The organism is Loktanella sp. PT4BL (assembly GCF_003201935.1).
Lineage (GTDB): Bacteria > Pseudomonadota > Alphaproteobacteria > Rhodobacterales > Rhodobacteraceae > Yoonia.
Genome location: NZ_QJJL01000006.1, coordinates 100,722 through 116,984, shown reverse-complemented (window position 1 = coordinate 116,984; position 16,263 = coordinate 100,722). Strand labels below are relative to the sequence as shown.

Genomic DNA, 16,263 nt, shown 5'->3' with positions numbered 1-16,263 from the left:
TGATGGGTGCATCTGCCAGTATTTAGCGCAGAGAACTTGACTGATGTTTCCTCTCTGTTAGCGTTATTTTGACCAGTTGGTCAAACCAGAAGAGAGGAGCCCCCATGCCAGCCCCCGGAGAGAACCTGCGTATCAACGGTGAACGGCTGTGGGACAGCCTGATGGAAATGGCCAAGATCGGCCCCGGTATCGCGGGAGGCAACAACCGCCAGACCCTGACCGATGAAGACAGTGAAGGCCGCCACCTTTTCCAGAGCTGGTGCGAGGCTGCGGGCTGTACCATGGGTGTTGACGAGATCGGCAATATGTTTGCGCGGCGTGAGGGCACGGATCCCGATGCGCTGCCGGTTTATGTGGGCTCGCATCTGGATACCCAGCCCACGGGCGGGAAATACGATGGTGTGTTGGGTGTGCTCGGTGGCCTTGAGGTGATCCGCACGCTCAATGACCTCGATATCAAGACCAAACACCCGATTGTCGTGACGAACTGGACCAATGAGGAAGGCACCCGTTACGCCCCTGCCATGCTGGCCTCGGGTGTATTTGCGGGCAAACATACGCTGGACTGGGCGAATGACCGTGTGGATGCGGATGGCAAACGGTTCGGGGACGAGTTGGAGCGGATTGGCTGGAAAGGCCCCGAGAAAGTTGGCGACCGCAAGATGCACGCCTTCTTCGAGCTTCATATTGAACAAGGGCCGATTTTGGAGGCCGAAGGCAAGGATATCGGTGTCGTCACCCACGGTCAGGGTCTGCGCTGGATCCAGTGCACTGTGACCGGCAAGGAGAGCCATACCGGTTCAACGCCGATGCATATGCGCAAGAATGCGGGGCGTGGTTTGGCGCTGATCACAGAGCTGGTGCACGAGATCGCGATGAAGAACCAACCCAATGCCGTGGGCGCGATTGGACATATCGACGTCTATCCGAACTCGCGCAACATCATTCCAGGTAAAGTGGTTTTCACCGTCGATATGCGCACGCATCTACTGGATAAGCTGAACGCGATGGTAGACGAGCTGATGGAACGTGCGCCAAAGATTTGCGAAGAGATCGGGGTCAGTTTTGAGGCCGAAATCGTCGGCCAGTTTGATCCGCCCGCTTTCGATGAGGGCTGTGTAAAAGCCGTGCGCAATGCGGCCGAGCGGCTGGGGTATTCCCATATGGATATCGTGTCGGGTGCCGGGCATGACGCCTGCTGGATCAATGATATCTACCCGACGGCGATGGTGATGTGCCCGTGTGTTGACGGGCTCAGCCACAATGAGGCGGAAGAGATTTCACCGGAATGGGCGGCGGCAGGGACCGATGTGCTGTTTCATGCTGTTGTGGAAACGGCGGAGATTGTTGGGTGAGGGTTGCCACAAATCACCACGCAGTCCCGGACGTGATCCGGGACCTCAACGTTGCGGCAAGAGGTCCCGGATCACGTCCGGGACTGCGTTGGTCTTTTGTTAACCGTGTGTGCGCAAAAGTGAGCCATGGCATTCTACACCTACATCGCGGCCTGCCAGTCGAACACGGCGATCTACATTGGCGTGACCGGCGACCTGCTCAAACGTATGTCCGAGCACAAGTCAGGCATGGGCGGCACCCACACATCCAGGTACCGTATTCGCAAGCTGGTCTATTTCGAAATGCACGAAACGCTGCACGAAGCGATCGCCCGCGAAAAGAAACTCAAACGCTGGCGGCGCGCTTGGAAAGATGCGCTGATCAACGCACAGAATCCAAAGTGGTCCGATTTGATGATGGAGGTCTCGTTTCTCTGAGGTCCCTGATCAAGTCAGGGACTGCGTAGCACTTGGGAGAGACCAATGACCAAAGTCATCAAAAACGGAACTATCGTCACCGCTGACCTGACCTATAAGGCAGACGTTCTAATCGACGGCGGCAGGATCATCGAGATCGGGCCGAACCTGAAGGGCGACGAAGAGCTCGACGCGACCGGATGCTACGTCATGCCTGGCGGCATTGACCCGCATACCCATTTGGAAATGCCTTTCATGGGCACATACTCCACCGATGATTTCGAAAGCGGAACGCGTGCAGCACTCTCTGGTGGCACGACGATGGTTGTCGATTTTGCGCTGCCTGCGCCGGGTCAGGGCCTGCATGATGCGCTTCAGATGTGGGACAACAAGTCGGGCCGCGCGAACTGCGACTATTCCTTCCACATGGCTGTGACATGGTGGGGCGAGCAGGTGTTCAACGAGATGGAAAGCGTGGTCAAGGACCGCGGCATCAACACCTTCAAGCACTTCATGGCCTACAAGGGCGCGCTGATGGTCAATGATGACGAAATGTACGCGTCCTTCTCGCGTCTCGCCTCGCTAGGGGCCATTGCGATGGTCCATGCCGAGAACGGTGATGTGGTCGCGGAACTGTCCGCGAAACTGCTGGCCGAAGGCAATACCGGACCCGAGGCGCATGCCTATTCCCGCCCGCCGCAGGTCGAGGGCGAGGCCGCGAACCGTGCCATTATGATCGCCGATATGACCGGCGTGCCGCTTTATATCGTGCATGTGTCCTGCGAAGAGGCGCATGAGGCGATCCGGCGTGCCCGTATGCAGGGCAAACGCGTCTGGGGCGAGCCGCTGATCCAGCATCTGACGCTGGATGAATCTGAGTATTTCAACAAGGATTGGGACCATGCCGCGCGCCGCGTGATGTCGCCCCCTTTCCGCAATAAGCAGCATCAGGATAGCCTCTGGGCTGGACTGCAGTCTGGTTCTTTGAGCGTTGTTGCGACGGACCATTGCGCCTTCACCACAGAACAGAAACGCTATGGCGTGGGCGATTTCACGAAGATCCCGAATGGTACAGGTGGTCTTGAGGACCGGATGCCGATGCTCTGGACCCATGGCGTTGGCACGGGGCGTCTGACGATGAACGAATTTGTCGCCGTGACCTCGACGAATATCGCGAAAGTGCTGAATTGCTATCCGCGCAAGGGGGCCGTTCTGGTGGGGGCCGATGCCGATCTGGTGGTCTGGGACCCAGAGAAGTCCAAGACGATTACCGCCGGCGCGCAGCAATCAGCGATTGATTACAACGTGTTCGAGGGCAAGCAAGTGAAGGGCCTGCCGCGCTTTACCCTGACGCGGGGCCATGTCGCGATCCATGATGGCGAAGTACGCACGCAGGAAGGCCACGGCAAATTTGTCAAACGCGAGGCGAATACGCCGACGAACAAGGCGCTGTCGAAGTGGAAGGAACTGACCGCGCCGCGACCGGTGGAGCGGACCGGTATTCCGGCGACGGGTGTCTAAGGTAGAGTGGATGAGGTCCCGGATCAGGTCCGGGACTGCGGGGTGAAATGTGGCTTTGAATACGACAATTAAAGCGGAAGGTCTGAACCTGACGTTTGAGACCAATGATGGCCCTGTGCATGCGCTCAAGGACGTGAACCTTGAGATCAACAAGGGGGACTTCGTGTCGTTTATCGGTCCTTCTGGCTGTGGCAAGACGACGTTCCTTCGCTGCATTGCGGGGCTGGAAACCCCCACTGGTGGGGAGATATCCGTCAATGGCATGACACCGGACGAGGCGCGGATGGCGCGGGCCTATGGCTATGTGTTTCAGGCGGCCGGCTTGTATCCTTGGCGTACGATTGGCGGCAATATCAAGCTGCCGCTTGAGATCATGGGGTTCTCCAAGGCGGAACAGGCCGAACGGGTGGCGCGGGTGCTGGACCTTGTTGATCTGGCGGGGTTCGAGAAGAAATTTCCGTGGCAGTTGTCCGGCGGGATGCAGCAACGTGCCTCGATTGCGCGGGCCTTGGCCTTTGATGCGGATATCCTGTTGATGGACGAACCCTTTGGTGCGCTGGATGAGATCGTGCGTGATCACCTGAACGAGCAGTTGTTGCAGCTGTGGGCGCGCACCGAAAAGACCATTGGCTTTGTGACCCACTCGATCCCCGAGGCGGTGTATCTGTCGACCAAGATTGTGGTCATGTCGCCGCGTCCAGGGCGGATTACCGATGTGATCGAAAGCCCGCTGCCCAAAGAGCGGCCTTTGGATATTCGCGATACACCCGAGTTTATCGAGATTGCGCACAGGGTGCGTGACGGGCTGAGGGCAGGCCATGACGATGTGTAGGACCCTCCGGGGGGAGTATTGTTGGCAAGATGATGAGGTGGGCAGGTGAAGTCTGTTCTGCCGGTTCTGACCGTTATAGGGGCGATCCTCTTGTTCTGGATCGTGTCTGTTGTGCCGATGAATATGCATCTGACGGCGGATCTGGCACAGCGGCAGGATATTGCGGTGACGCCGGATACGCCTGTGGCGCGCCAAGAGCTTTCGGGTGTCGGGCTTGCACTGCGTAACCCGCAATTGTTCGGCATGACCTATACGCTGGAGCGGCCGCGTTTGCCCTCGCCGCATCAGGTTGTGGTGGAGATGTGGAATACGATTGCCTTGCAGAGCATCACATCGCGGCGGTCACTGGTCTTTCATGGCTGGGTGACCTTGTCGGCCACGCTGGTGGGTTTTGTGATCGGGACAGGCCTTGGTATCGTGTTGGCGGTGGGGATCGTGTATAACCGCGCCATGGATATGAGCGTGATGCCCTGGGCGATTGCCAGCCAGACCATTCCTATTCTGGCCCTTGCGCCGATGATTATTGTGATGATGGGCGCGATCGGCATTCAGGGACTGTTTCCGAAGGCGGTGATCAGCGCCTATCTGAGTTTCTTTCCTGTCGTCGTGGGCATGGTGAAGGGGCTGCGCAGCCCTGACGGTATGCAGCTTGATTTGCTGCGCACCTATTATGCGAGCCCCGCACAGGGGTTCTGGAAGCTGCGGTTGCCGGCCTCGGTGCCCTATCTTTTTGCCTCGCTTAAGATCGGGATTTCGGCGTCATTGGTCGGCGCGATTGTCGCCGAATTGCCGACGGGTGCGCGTGCGGGTTTCGGTGCGCGGATGCTGGTGGGCGATCAATACGGCCAGCCTTTGGTCACATGGGCCGCCCTTTTTGCAGCGGCCCTGACGGCGGCGGCCCTCGTGGGGTTTTTTAGCCTGGTTGAACGCTGGACTCTGCGCCGGATGGGGATGCAGGCGGTATGACGGGGACAGCGATTATCAGCGCTTTGGCGATCTGGGCGGCGGGCTGGTTTGTCAACGCGCGGTTGGCGAATAGTGCCGCGGCAAATACCCGTCTGGTCAGGTTATTGGTGCCTGCGATTTTCGGTCTGACACTGCTGATCATGTGGGAGCTTCTGGTGCGCCTGTTGGAGATCAGCCCGATTATCCTGCCGCCCCCCACGATGATTGCCGAGCGGTTTGCCAATGAAATTCCGACGCTTTGGGCGGATTTTGTCCAGACGATCATCAAAGGGGCCATGACCGGTTATCTCATCGGGATGCTGGCGGCCTTTGGTGTGGCTATTCTTGCCGACCGGTCGGATTTTCTGACGCGCGGCATTCTGCCGGTGGGTGGCTTTATGGCGGCCTTGCCGATTGTGGGGATTGCACCGATTTTCGTCCGTTGGCTGGGGAGTGACTGGCAGTCCAAGGCGGCTGTGGTTGCGGTGATGGTGTTCTTCCCGATCCTTGTGAACACCGTGGCCGGTTTGCGCGACACGACAGCGATGCAGCGCGATCTGATGCGCACCTATGGCGCGGGCTATTGGCCGACGCTGTTCAAATTGCGCCTGCCTGCGGCGATGCCGTTTATCTTCAACGGGCTTAAAATTGCGACGACTCTGGCGCTGATCGGGGCGATTGTTGCTGAATTTTTCGGCTCTCCCACCGTGGGCATGGGTTTTCGCATCTCGACTTCGGTGGGGCGTCTTGCGCTTGATATGGTCTGGGCCGAGATTGTCGTTGCCGCATTGGCCGGAAGTGCTTTTTACGGATTGATGGCATGGATTGAGGGGCGGGTGACCTTTTGGCACCCATCGCAACGCAAATAAAGAATTGAGCCCCGCAAAGAGGGTGTAACAACTGACTAGGAGGTCAAAATGAAAAAGATGATGATGGCAGCGGCGATGGCCGCTGGACTGGGTGGCATGGCCCATGCGGATGCCCACGCCAATGATGTGACACTACAGTTGCAGTGGGTCACGCAGGCACAGTTTGCGGGATACTATGTGGCGCTGGATCAGGGCTTCTATGAGGAAGAAGGGCTGAATGTCACGATTCTGCCCGGTGGTCCGGATATCGCGCCGCCACAGGTGCTGGCCGGCGGTGGTGCCGATGTAATGCTGAACTGGATGCCATCCGCGCTGGCGGCCCGCGAACGCGGTCTGCCTGTTGTCAATATCGCGCAGCCGTTCAAGACATCCGGTCTGATGCTGACATGCTGGAAAGACACCGGCATTGAAACGGTCGAGGATTTCCGCGGCAAGACAATTGGCGTGTGGTTCTTTGGTAATGAATACCCGTTCCTGAGCTGGATGAGCCAGGCCGGCATTCCCACCGATGGTGGTGAAGAGGGTGTGACCGTGCTGCGGCAGGGTTTCAACGTTGATCCGCTCTTGAACCGAGAGGCCGATTGTATCTCGACCATGACCTATAACGAATATGGTCAGGTTTTGGATGCGGGTGTGTCCGAGGATGAGCTGGTGACCTTCATGTATGAGGACCAGGGGGTCGCCACGCTTGAAGATGGCATCTATGCGCTGGAAGAGAACCTCGAAGATCCGGTCTTTGTCGACAAGATGGTGCGTTTTGTGCGCGCTTCGATGAAGGGCTGGAAATGGGCCGAAGAAAACCCGGTTGAGGCCGCTGGCATCGTTCTGGACAATGACGAGACCGGTGCACAGTCCGAGGCTGCGCAGATCCGGATGATGGGCGAGATTGCCAAGCTGACCGCAGGGTCCAATGGCGCGCTTGATCCGGCGGATTTCCAGCGCACCGTTGATACGCTCTTGGCGGGTGGCTCTGACCCGGTGATCTCCGCGCAGCCGGAAGGCGCATGGACAAGCGTGATTACGGATGCTGCTTTGAACTAGGTGCAACGCTGTCCCGGGCTTGATCAAGGACCTTGCGATAACGAAAGGCCCCGTGCGTTGCACGGGGCCTTTGATTTACATGGTGCAGCTTGGAACCCTTGGCCTTGTTGGCGCGATGCCATATTGCGACGTCTGCGATGGACGTCAGCCACACAGGATGACGCTGCCGTTATGCGAGGGATGCTTCCGCGAGCCAAATGCGGAATAGAGCTGCTGGGGCATGCGCTCGGTTCGCTGCAAAAGCAATGTGAGACCCAAAGAGTGATTATCTTACATCCGCCTGACGCTCGGAAAGCGCGGTGTAGTTTTCAGAAACGACCTGTTGCAGTTTATTGGCAAGGTCCCGCGCGTCGGCTTCTTCGTAGTGTTCGGTCGAAACGGGCTTGCAGAAACGGACGTGTATCGTGCTCGGTCGTGCCCGGACGGTTCCAAGCTGCATGGCATGATGGCCACCATGTATGACCACCGGAATGACGGGTGCTTTTGCCCTGATCGCAATGATGCTGCCGCCCACCTTGAAACGACCGACGCCGTCTCGACCCGAAAGCCTGCCTTCGCCTCCCCAACCAACTCTTTTGCCTGCCTTCGCCGCGGCCACCATGCGGTCGACAAGGGGGTCGGTGGACCTTCGGTTGCCCCGCGCGACCAATTCAATATCGATTTTCGCACAGGCTTTACGGGCGAAGGGGATATGCCGGTATACATCGGCACCGGCGAGCCGATCCACATGCGGCCAGATCGCAACGAAATATGCTGCGAGGTCCGCGAACGATGTCTCGTTGTGAGAAAGAATGCAGCCTGTGCCTGCCGCAGGAATTTCTCCTTCGACAATAACTTCAAATCGACAGTCTTCTAGATACTTTGCGAACAGGCTTTCAAGTGGTGTCCGTGCTGGCCTGCCGACTTGCGCTCCGAGCGCTATCCTGCCCATTGCTGCTGGTGTGCCCAATAAAAACCGAAGCGATGCTTTTCCACCACGCCAATTTTCTTGGATCGATTTCAGGGCGTGCGTCATATGACCTATGGCTCTTGGTAAAGTGGTCGTACTTCCCTTGGGTCAAAAATTCAATTCGAAACATCCGGCTGCATGGCGCTTGTCTTGCGCAAACCTTGCACCTGCTAACCAAGCGCGCGCTGTGTCATCACTCGTTGGGCTTGAAGCTGCTCTGCATCTCGCGTGCACCATTTACAACAAAGACCCCCTGTGTTGCACGGTGCCTTTTCACACTATCTTGAAGCTTGGGGCAAAGCGGCGCGTTCGGATTGTGCGCGTCGTGTGCTATGTCTTCCTTATGTTTTGCTGATCGGAGATCATTGATGACCAAAGGATTGATCACACGCCGCCATACCATGGCACTTGGTGCCGCAGCGCTTGTCACCCCCGCGGCAGGGCTGTTGTCACCTGCTGCTGCCGCTGGTCTGGCGCCCACACCCACCATGCGCGGTGGGGCCAATAACTATCGCCCTGATGCGCCGATTGTAGAGCGCATTGGCGGGGGTGGTTTCTGGATGACAGGCACCGTCCGGCGCGCTGGCGATGGTGCTCCTCTGGAAGGGCAGCGTATCCAGGTATGGGCCCATACAACCGAAGGCCATGAGCGTGACGCCCATAGCCACGGGGCTACACTGACCGATGCGGATGGTGTGTTTCGCATGAACATGCCACAGATCGTGCCTGCGTTTGGTCAGGCGCATGGGCATCTGGCCTATGACAGCGGGCATTTCAAGACAGTGTTCCTGCGTCCTGTGATGGCCAGTCCGAATGATACCTCCCTTCACGTCGATTTCGTGTTGGAGCCTGCCTAGGGTGCTGCGCGCGGTGCTGATGTGGGGCGTTCTGGCGGCCGCCGTCTGTGTCCCTGTCATTGCTGCCGCATCCAGCCCGCTTTTGCAGTGGCGGGACCCGATTTACATCTTTGCAGGTCTTGCCGGTGTGGTCGGTATGGCGCTGCTATTGATGCAGCCCTTATTAATCGCAGGCGCACTGCCGGGGTTGTCGCAGGCAAACGCGCGCAAACTGCACCGCGCGACAGGTGCGCTGCTGCTGCTGGCTGTCGCGGGCCATGTTGTGGGTCTTTGGATCACCAGCCCGCCTGATGTGATTGATGTTCTACTGTTCCGCTCGCCCGCGCCATTTGCGATCTGGGGTGCTTTGGCGATGTGGGCTGTTTTCGCTGCGGGCCTGTTGGCGGTTTTGCGCCCGCGCTTGCCGCTACGGGCTTGGCGCTGGGGGCATACGGCTGCCGTCAGTTTGGCCGCCCTTGGCACAGTGGTACATGCCTTGCAGATTGTCGGAACGATGGAGATGATCAGCAAAACCGCCCTGTCAGCACTGGTGCTTGCTGCGCTTGCGTGGGCGATTGCGCGGCGCAGGGTCTGGTCCATGGGTCTGCGCCCGCGCAGGACCTGAAAGACGCCTATTTTCTTTTCCCCAAACGCTTGCCATGATCGCCAGAAAACGGGGGCTGTCATGACTGACCAGAGCTATGATGTGATTGTTATTGGTGCAGGGCTGATGGGCAGCGCGGCGGCGCGTCATCTTGCGGAAATGGGCGTGAAAACGGCCCTTGTGGGGCCGGATGAACCGGTGGAAAAGGCAACGCATACAGGGGTTTTCGCAAGCCACTATGATCAGGCACGGATCACGCGCAAGATCGACACCCGCAAGAACTGGGCCCGTTTCGCGCAAGAGGCGATTGCCCGATATCCCGAGATTGCCGCAAAGGGCACGCAGCCGTTCTACACGCCTGCGGGTACGATTGTGGCGGGGACCGAAGTGGGCGCAGAGCGCGACTATATTCTGAACGCACAACGCCATGCGCAGGCGAATGGTGTCGCACACACGCCGTTGCGCGGGGCGGAACTGGCTGCGCGGTTCCCCGAGTTTGCCTTTCCCGAAGGGATCCTTGCGCTGCATGAAGAGACGGATGCAGGTTGGATCAATCCGCGTCTGCATGTGAAGGCGGAAATCACGGCAGCGACCAAGGCGGGTGCGATGTTGCATCGTGATACGGTGGTTCGCATTGATGAAACAGGTGGCGCGGCGCAGGTGCATTGCGCGGGCGGTACCGTGTTGACCGCCGAAAAGGTGATTGTTGCCTGTGGTGCGTTTTCCAAAGCCGAGGGGCTGTTGCCCGATCCGATCCCGATGCGGGTCTATGCCCGCACCATCGCGTTTTTCGAACTGGATGAAGGGGAGGCTGCGCGTCTGTCAGGGATGCCTTCGGTGATCTACGTCCCGCCGGGCCGGTCAGAGGATCCCTATATCCTGCCGCCTGTGCTTTATCCTGATGGCAAGACCTATATCAAAATCGGTGGCGATGCGGTGGATACCGAATTGCACAGCGTCGATGATATGATCGCGTGGTTCCGCAGTGGCGGTGATCCTGTGGCGGGTGCAGCGATCTCGGAGATCTTGATCGGGCTGATGCCAGGGCTGAAGTATCGCTCTATTCATTTTGATAGCTGCGCGACAAGCTTCTCGCCCAACGGCAACCCGTTCATTTACCCCCAGACTGATCATATCATCGCCCTGACCGCCGGGAACGGGGCCGCGGCGAAATGCGCGGATGAGATCGGAAGACTGGGAGCAATCGTGGCCATGGGTGGTGCGATCCCTGATTATTATGACGGCGCGTTTGCGCCCTAGCCGTTCATCTCGCGATAGGTCGGGATGATGTCGCCGGGCGCGCTTGTCGCCTCATAGGCTCCGCGCGCGATGGCGCGGGCCAGACAGGTGGCCGCTGCGGCTGCGATCTCGCGGAAGCGGGTCTGGTCCACAGGGGTGCCTGCACCCGTCGAGACGCCAAAGACCAGATCACCGTCGAGCGGTGTGTGGGATGGCACAATCGCCCGAGCCATGCCGTCATGGGCAGTCACCGCGAGCCTGTGGCATTGGACCTTGCTGAGAGGCGCATCTGTGGCGACGATCGCGATGGTGGTATTTGCTCCCTGTGTGGCCTGCTGCATCATCGCCTGTTCCTTGCGGCTTGGCTCTGATGTCACATGTCCTGCGTTTGGATCCGGCCCAGCGCCGCCAAATTCGCCGTCCATCTCGAAAGGGGCGGCCCAGAAATGTCTGTCGCCTTTTGTTGTGACGCTGCCAAGCGCGTTCACCACCACCAATGCGCCCACGGTCGTACCATCAGCCAGCGTCAGAGAGGCAGAGCCGAGCCCGCCCTTTTGCATGGCGGCCATAGCCCCTGTGCCTGCGCCTATGGTGCCAAGGGAGAACTGCTCGGACGCGCTTTGCAGCGCTTCTCGCCCCAAGGCGCGGTAGGGGTTTTCGTCCCAGTCCTTTGCGCCGCCGTTGATCAGATCAAAGATAATCGCACCGGGCACGATGGGAATGCGGATGTCACCGATGGCGAACCCCCGCCCCATCGCGCGCAGCCCGTCCATGATACCCGAACAGGCATCAAGCCCGAAGGCCGAGCCGCCCGAGAGCACCAGCGCATCAACCTGTTCCACGGTTTTGTCGGGGGCCAGCAGATCGGTTTCCTTGGTCCCCGGTGCGCCGCCCATGACGTGGACGCTGGCGGTGAACGGTTTGTCGGAGACCAGCACCGTGGTGCCGGTCTTGATATGGTCGTCCTGTGCATTGCCCACGCGCAGGCCCGCCACATCGGTGATCAGGTTGCGGGGTCCTTTAGATACAGCGGCCACCGTCCACCTCCATTGCGACACCGGTGATCATGCTGGCCTCGTCCGAGCAGAGAAAACAGGCGGCGTTGCCCATGTCCTCGGGCGTGGAAAAGCGGCCCAGCGGGATGGTCGAGAGGAATTTCGCGCGGATTTCCGGCGTGTCCTCGCCCATGAAGGATTTCAGCAAGGGCGTTTCGCCTGCGACGGGGTTGATCGCGTTCACGCGGATACCGTCAGGGGCCAGTTCAACGGCCATGGTCTTTGTCGCCGTTATCATCCAGCCCTTGGATGCGTTGTACCAGTTCAGGCGCGGGCGGGGAGATACCCCAGCGGTCGAGGCCACGTTGAGGATTGCACCGCGCTTGCGCTCCTTGAAGTGGGGCACAAAGGCGCGGGCGGTCAGGTAGACCGATTTCATGTTCACGGCAAAAACGCGGTCAAAATCCTCCTCGCTCACGTCCTCCATCGCACTGGGCAGATGGGTGATGCCTGCGTTGTTCACAAGGATGTCCAGCGGTCCCGCCCCCAGCACCGACTTTGCCATGTAGTTGACCGAGGCACCGTCCGAGACATCGCATGTCAACGCACGCCCGCCGATTTCATCCGCGATGTGCTGGGCACCGTCGATATTGAGGTCAGCCACGATGACATGGCACCCTTCGGCCGCGAATTTGCGCGCGATACCTGCCCCGAAACCGGAGCCGCCGCCTGTTACAATCGCCGTCTTGCCAGCCAGTCGCATGATATCCCCCTCATTTTCCGGCAGCGTAATGGACGCAAGCCGCGCTGCAATCTCTTTCTTATCCCGTCTGCCCAATATCCGGCAGCTTCGGCGCTGCTGCGATCAAAGTGCGGGTGTAGGGATGCTGCGGATGTGCAAAAACAGTCTCTGTTTCGCCCTGTTCGACGATTTTTCCCGCCTGCATGACCATGACACGGTCGGTGACTGTGCGCACAACGGACAGATCATGGCTGATGAACAGATAGGCCAAGGGGCGCTTGCGGCAGAGGTCCGCGATCAGGTCGAGCACCTGGGCGCGGACCGAAACATCAAGCGCGGACACCGCTTCGTCGAAGATGATCAGTTCAGGTTCGATAATCAGCGCGCGGGCGATGGCGATGCGCTGGCGCTGGCCGCCCGAGAATTCGTGGATGTACTTGCCTGCATCTGCGGGTGACAGGCCCACGTCAGTGAGCGCTTTGGCAATGGCATCGGCGCGCGCCGGTCCTGTGGGCGGATGTGGCAAAAGGTGGAAGGGTTCGGTGATCAAACGGTCAACGCGGTGGCGGGGGTTGAAGCTGCTGTAGGGGTCCTGAAACACGACCTGCATCTTACGCCGGACCGCAAGGTTGGGGCGTTTGCCGCTGAAGACAGGATCGCCGTCAAGCGTGATCTGGCCCTCTTGCACATCTTCCAGCCCCAAAATCGCCCTTGTTAGTGTCGATTTTCCGCAGCCGCTTTCGCCGACAAGGCCGACACGTTCGCCTGCGTTGATCTGAAAGCTGATGTCGTGCAGGGCGCGGAACATGGGGCGCGGACCCAGCAGAGCGGTGCGCGACATCGGATAATCGCGGGCGACGTTCCTGACTTGCAGGATCGGGGATGAAGGGGGCGTTTCGGGAAGTGACACGGTATGGGCCGAGGCCGCGAAGAGCGCCTTGGTGTAGGGATGCTGCATGTGGGCAAAGAGATGCCTGGTTGCGCCGGACTCCACGATGCGCCCGTTCTGCATGACGGCGATCTTGTCGGCAACATCGGCCACGACTGCCAGATCATGGGTGATCAGCAACAGCCCCATGTCGAATTCGCGGACGAGATCGCGCAGCAGATCAAGGATGCGGGCCTGCGTCGTGACATCAAGTGCCGTGGTCGGTTCATCCGCGATCAGCAGTTTGGGACGCAGGGCGATGGCCATGGCGATGACGACACGCTGGCGCTGCCCGCCCGAGAGTTCATGCGGGTAGCGCGAGGGGGGCACTTTCAGCCCCACGCGTTCCAGCATGGCGGCAGCGCGTTTGTGGGCTTCGGACTTGGTGGTTTTTTCGTGGATCAGGATTGTTTCGGCGACCTGTGCGCCGATGGTTTGCACAGGGTTGAGTGCGGTCATGGGTTCCTGAAACACCATGCCCATGGTGTTGCCGCGCATCTTGCACAGGTCGGTTTCAGACGTTTGCAGGATATCTGTGCCGTCCAACATGATCGCGCCTTCGGCCACCGATCCGCGTGGCAACAAGCCCATGACGGCGAGGGCTGTCATGGATTTGCCAGAACCACTTTCGCCGGTGATCGCAACGATTTCGCCGGCCGCGATGGTCAGGTCGATATTGTGGAGGATTTCGGTATCACCGATGGAAAGCGACAAGTCTTTGATGGCAAGCAGGCTCATGTGCGGGCCACCCTGATGCGGGGATCAAGCCAGTCGCGCAGCCCGTCACCCATCAGGTTGAGGCCCAGCACCATCAACAAGATCGCAAAGCCCGGCACAAGGGCCACATGGGGGGCAATGCTGACGAGTGTTTGCGCGTCGGCCAGCATCCGGCCCCAGCTGGCAGTCGGTGGTTGTGCGCCAAGGCCGATGTAGGACAGCGCGGCCTCGGCCAGGATGCCAAGGCTGAACTGGATCGTGCCCTGGACGATCATCAGATTGGTGATGTTGGGCAGGATATGTTCAATCGAGATGTGCGTGGCGGATTTTCCACAAACGCGGGCAGCGAGGATGAAATCACGCTCCCAGAGCGGCAGGGCGGCACCGCGGGTCAGGCGGGCAAAGACGGGGATGTTGAAGATACCAATGGCGATAATGGCATTGACGGCGGATGCGCCGAAAACAGCGGTAATCAGAATGGCGATGACCAGCGACGGGAAGGCAAAGACAAGGTCGTTGCCGCGCATGATGAGCTCGTCAAGGAATGATCCGTGTCGCGCCGCCGCGAGTAATCCCAAAGGGATGCCGAGCGCCATACCGATGCCCACCGCGAGTAGGGCAACGGCAATCGAGGTGCGCGCCCCCATCATGATCATCGACAGGATATCGCGGCCGAAGTGATCGGTGCCGAGCCAGTTGGTGGCGCTGGGCGTTTGCAATCTGTTGGGGATATCCAGTGTTTCGATATCGGCGGGGGTCCAGACAAAGGACACCACCGCCAGTGCGATGAACAGGACCGTCAGCGCCGCGCCGATGATCAGATTGCGGCTCATGATTTGGTCCTCAGCCGCGGGTCGACGGCGGCATAGGCCAGATCGACAAGGAAGTTCACCATGATGACGGTGAAGACCAGAAGCATCACCACGCTTTCAACCACGATCAGGTCGCGCGCGCTGATCGACTGGAAAATCAGGCGGCCCAGACCGGGCAGGAAGAAGACCTGTTCAATAATGATCCCCCCTGCGAGCAGGAACGAGAATTGCAGACCGATGATGGTGAGCACCGGGATCAGCGCATTGCGCACGGCGTGTTTCCAAAGCGCTTGGCGGGCCGAAAGGCCCTTCGCGCGGGCGGTCCGGATGAAATCCTCGCCCAGCATATCCAGGAGCGACGAGCGCATGACCCGCGCGAGGATTGCCGCTTGCGGCAGGGCGAGCGCAATGGCAGGCAGGGTTAGAGCTTTGATCGCTTGCAACGGGTTGTCCCAGCCGGGAAATCCGCCTGCCGAGAACCAGCGCAGGTTGATTGCAAAGATCAGCACAAGGATCATCGCGAACCAGAAATTCGGGATCGCCACGCCCAGTTGCGTGGCCCCCATGATTGTCACATCGCCTGCACCGCCACGGCGGCTTGCCGCGTAAATCCCTGCGGGAAAGGCAATGATGGTCGAGAGCGCCAGCGCATAGATGGCCAGCGGAAGTGAAACCCAGATCCGGTCCGCGATCAGCTCCGCGACAGGGGTTTTATAGGTCCAGGACTGCCCGAAATCACCGCGCAGCAACCCCGTGACCCAATCGAAATATCGCGCCACCACGGATTGGTCGAGGCCCATTTCCGCGCGCAAGGCCGCAATCGTATCGGGGCGTGCGTTGATGCCCAGCATAAAGGCTGCGGGATCACCCGGGATTACCTCGATCACCGCAAAGATGACGATGGATGCCACAATCAGGCTGATAATCAGCGAGGTGAGGCGCCCAAGCACATAGCGGATCATGGGTGCTCCTCTTCCAGAGCTTCGGCGAAGTTGATTTCGCCTTTCGGGATGCTGCCGTCAAATGTGTAGTACAAGATAAATCTTGGATTCAGGCCGCTGTAGGTCAGTGCGTGATCATTCTTAAAGCCCATCGGCTGATACACATCGGGGTTGCCCGTCAGAACGCAGCCTGCCGCCCCCATGTTGCGTAACATCTCCAAGCCGGTGTGCACGAGCTTTGTGCCGATCCCTTGCCTTTGCTTATCGGCGCGGACCGAAATAGGGCCGAGCCCGTACCATGCCCCCTGCGCCTGACTGATTTTCGCCGGAGAGAAGGCGACATGGCCGATGATACCGTCCGCGTCGGCCACCAATGACAGCGTGAGTTCACCGTCTGCGCGGAGTTGGTTGATTATGTCGGGTTCACTGCCATCGCTGAAAGCCATGGGCGCAAAGGCATCGCGCGTCAGATCATAGATCGCCTGCCGGTCCTGCGGTGTCTCCGCTCTGATGATCGGCTCATGCGTCATGCGATGGCGTT

17 protein-coding genes are annotated in these 16,263 nt (G+C 59.4%); 10 read left to right on the top strand and 7 right to left on the bottom strand.

All coding sequences use genetic code 11. The annotated features are described in order from the left end of the window. Positions 1-104 precede the first annotated feature (104 nt). The 7 genes from C7964_RS16165 to C7964_RS16135 all read left to right on the top strand — a co-directional run bounded on the left by C7964_RS16165 (position 105) and on the right by C7964_RS16135 (position 6,959). A complete protein-coding gene (locus C7964_RS16165; protein WP_110280692.1) occupies positions 105-1,355 on the top strand; it encodes a Zn-dependent hydrolase in 1,251 nt (416 codons plus the stop codon). A gap of 126 nt (positions 1,356-1,481) precedes the next feature. Further along, positions 1,482-1,772 (top strand): GIY-YIG nuclease family protein, encoded by a 291-nt coding sequence (locus C7964_RS16160; protein ID WP_110280691.1) that lies wholly within the window; start codon positions 1,482-1,484, stop codon positions 1,770-1,772. 45 nt (positions 1,773-1,817) lie between these two features. Next, positions 1,818-3,272 carry a dihydropyrimidinase gene (hydA, locus tag C7964_RS16155; RefSeq protein WP_110280690.1) on the top strand — a complete coding sequence of 485 codons (1,455 nt, stop codon included), beginning with the start codon at positions 1,818-1,820 and terminating at the stop codon, positions 3,270-3,272. Between the two features lie 55 nt (positions 3,273-3,327). Next, a complete protein-coding gene (locus tag C7964_RS16150; RefSeq protein WP_502693573.1) occupies positions 3,328-4,104 on the top strand; it encodes an ABC transporter ATP-binding protein in 777 nt (258 codons plus the stop codon). Positions 4,105-4,149: 45 nt separating this feature from the next. Next, positions 4,150-5,070: an ABC transporter permease gene (locus C7964_RS16145; protein WP_110280688.1), complete on the top strand. Its 921-nt coding sequence runs from the start codon at positions 4,150-4,152 to the stop codon at positions 5,068-5,070. Further along, a complete protein-coding gene (locus tag C7964_RS16140) occupies positions 5,067-5,918 on the top strand; it encodes an ABC transporter permease (protein ID WP_110280687.1) in 852 nt (283 codons plus the stop codon). Before C7964_RS16145 ends, C7964_RS16140 begins: the two co-directional genes overlap by 4 nt. A 48-nt stretch (positions 5,919-5,966) precedes the next feature. Beyond that, positions 5,967-6,959 (top strand): ABC transporter substrate-binding protein, encoded by a 993-nt coding sequence (locus C7964_RS16135; protein WP_110280686.1) that lies wholly within the window; start codon positions 5,967-5,969, stop codon positions 6,957-6,959. Between the two features lie 265 nt (positions 6,960-7,224). On the opposite strand, the gene C7964_RS16130 is transcribed toward C7964_RS16135, so the two are convergent. Beyond that, entirely contained in the window at positions 7,225-7,974 is a 750-nt protein-coding gene (locus tag C7964_RS16130) for a lysophospholipid acyltransferase family protein (RefSeq protein ID WP_110280685.1), read from the bottom strand. A 302-nt stretch (positions 7,975-8,276) separates the two neighbouring features. Between C7964_RS16130 and C7964_RS16125 the strand changes: the two genes are divergently transcribed. From C7964_RS16125 to C7964_RS16115, 3 genes are read left to right on the top strand one after another with little or no spacing between them, the layout of a single operon-like run. Beyond that, positions 8,277-8,765, top strand: coding sequence for a peptidase associated/transthyretin-like domain-containing protein (locus C7964_RS16125; RefSeq protein ID WP_110280684.1), 489 nt, complete (start codon positions 8,277-8,279; stop codon positions 8,763-8,765). Between the two features lies 1 nt (position 8,766). Then, positions 8,767-9,369 (top strand): ferric reductase, encoded by a 603-nt coding sequence (locus C7964_RS16120; protein WP_286164004.1) that lies wholly within the window; start codon positions 8,767-8,769, stop codon positions 9,367-9,369. Positions 9,370-9,429: 60 nt separating this feature from the next. Beyond that, positions 9,430-10,608, top strand: a complete 1,179-nt coding sequence (locus tag C7964_RS16115; protein WP_110280682.1) for an NAD(P)/FAD-dependent oxidoreductase — start codon at positions 9,430-9,432, stop codon at positions 10,606-10,608. Here C7964_RS16115 and C7964_RS16110 read toward each other — a convergent pair. From C7964_RS16110 to C7964_RS16085, 6 genes are read right to left on the bottom strand one after another with little or no spacing between them, the layout of a single operon-like run. Beyond that, positions 10,605-11,624 carry a P1 family peptidase gene (locus C7964_RS16110; RefSeq protein WP_110280681.1) on the bottom strand — a complete coding sequence of 340 codons (1,020 nt, stop codon included), beginning with the start codon at positions 11,622-11,624 and terminating at the stop codon, positions 10,605-10,607. The two genes, C7964_RS16115 and C7964_RS16110, sit on opposite strands and share 4 nt — an antisense overlap. Continuing rightward, positions 11,608-12,345 (bottom strand): SDR family oxidoreductase, encoded by a 738-nt coding sequence (locus C7964_RS16105; RefSeq protein WP_110280742.1) that lies wholly within the window; start codon positions 12,343-12,345, stop codon positions 11,608-11,610. The genes C7964_RS16110 and C7964_RS16105 overlap by 17 nt, the downstream gene beginning before the upstream one ends. A 58-nt stretch (positions 12,346-12,403) precedes the next feature. Continuing rightward, positions 12,404-13,990 (bottom strand): ABC transporter ATP-binding protein, encoded by a 1,587-nt coding sequence (locus tag C7964_RS16100; RefSeq protein WP_110280680.1) that lies wholly within the window; start codon positions 13,988-13,990, stop codon positions 12,404-12,406. Next, positions 13,987-14,802 (bottom strand): ABC transporter permease, encoded by an 816-nt coding sequence (locus C7964_RS16095; RefSeq protein ID WP_110280679.1) that lies wholly within the window; start codon positions 14,800-14,802, stop codon positions 13,987-13,989. Before C7964_RS16095 ends, C7964_RS16100 begins: the two co-directional genes overlap by 4 nt. Continuing rightward, positions 14,799-15,743, bottom strand: a complete 945-nt coding sequence (locus tag C7964_RS16090; protein WP_110280678.1) for an ABC transporter permease — start codon at positions 15,741-15,743, stop codon at positions 14,799-14,801. Before C7964_RS16090 ends, C7964_RS16095 begins: the two co-directional genes overlap by 4 nt. After that, the gene (locus tag C7964_RS16085) at positions 15,740-16,252 is read right to left on the bottom strand and encodes a GNAT family N-acetyltransferase (RefSeq protein WP_110280677.1); all 513 of its coding nucleotides are present in this window, start codon (positions 16,250-16,252) and stop codon (positions 15,740-15,742) included. The genes C7964_RS16090 and C7964_RS16085 overlap by 4 nt, the downstream gene beginning before the upstream one ends. Positions 16,253-16,263: the final 11 nt, after the last annotated feature.

Coding starts and splice junctions, on each gene's coding strand:
- C7964_RS16115 (WP_110280682.1), top strand. CDS start 9,430: ATGACTGACCAGAGCTATGATGTGATTGTTATTGGTGCAGGGCTGATG.
- C7964_RS16160 (WP_110280691.1), top strand. CDS start 1,482: ATGGCATTCTACACCTACATCGCGGCCTGCCAGTCGAACACGGCGATC.
- C7964_RS16105 (WP_110280742.1), bottom strand. CDS start 12,345: ATGCGACTGGCTGGCAAGACGGCGATTGTAACAGGCGGCGGCTCCGGT.
- C7964_RS16100 (WP_110280680.1), bottom strand. CDS start 13,990: ATGAGCCTGCTTGCCATCAAAGACTTGTCGCTTTCCATCGGTGATACC.
- C7964_RS16095 (WP_110280679.1), bottom strand. CDS start 14,802: ATGAGCCGCAATCTGATCATCGGCGCGGCGCTGACGGTCCTGTTCATC.
- C7964_RS16125 (WP_110280684.1), top strand. CDS start 8,277: ATGACCAAAGGATTGATCACACGCCGCCATACCATGGCACTTGGTGCC.
- C7964_RS16135 (WP_110280686.1), top strand. CDS start 5,967: ATGAAAAAGATGATGATGGCAGCGGCGATGGCCGCTGGACTGGGTGGC.
- C7964_RS16130 (WP_110280685.1), bottom strand. CDS start 7,974: ATGACGCACGCCCTGAAATCGATCCAAGAAAATTGGCGTGGTGGAAAA.
- C7964_RS16165 (WP_110280692.1), top strand. CDS start 105: ATGCCAGCCCCCGGAGAGAACCTGCGTATCAACGGTGAACGGCTGTGG.
- C7964_RS16140 (WP_110280687.1), top strand. CDS start 5,067: ATGACGGGGACAGCGATTATCAGCGCTTTGGCGATCTGGGCGGCGGGC.
- hydA (WP_110280690.1), top strand. CDS start 1,818: ATGACCAAAGTCATCAAAAACGGAACTATCGTCACCGCTGACCTGACC.
- C7964_RS16090 (WP_110280678.1), bottom strand. CDS start 15,743: ATGATCCGCTATGTGCTTGGGCGCCTCACCTCGCTGATTATCAGCCTG.
- C7964_RS16085 (WP_110280677.1), bottom strand. CDS start 16,252: ATGACGCATGAGCCGATCATCAGAGCGGAGACACCGCAGGACCGGCAG.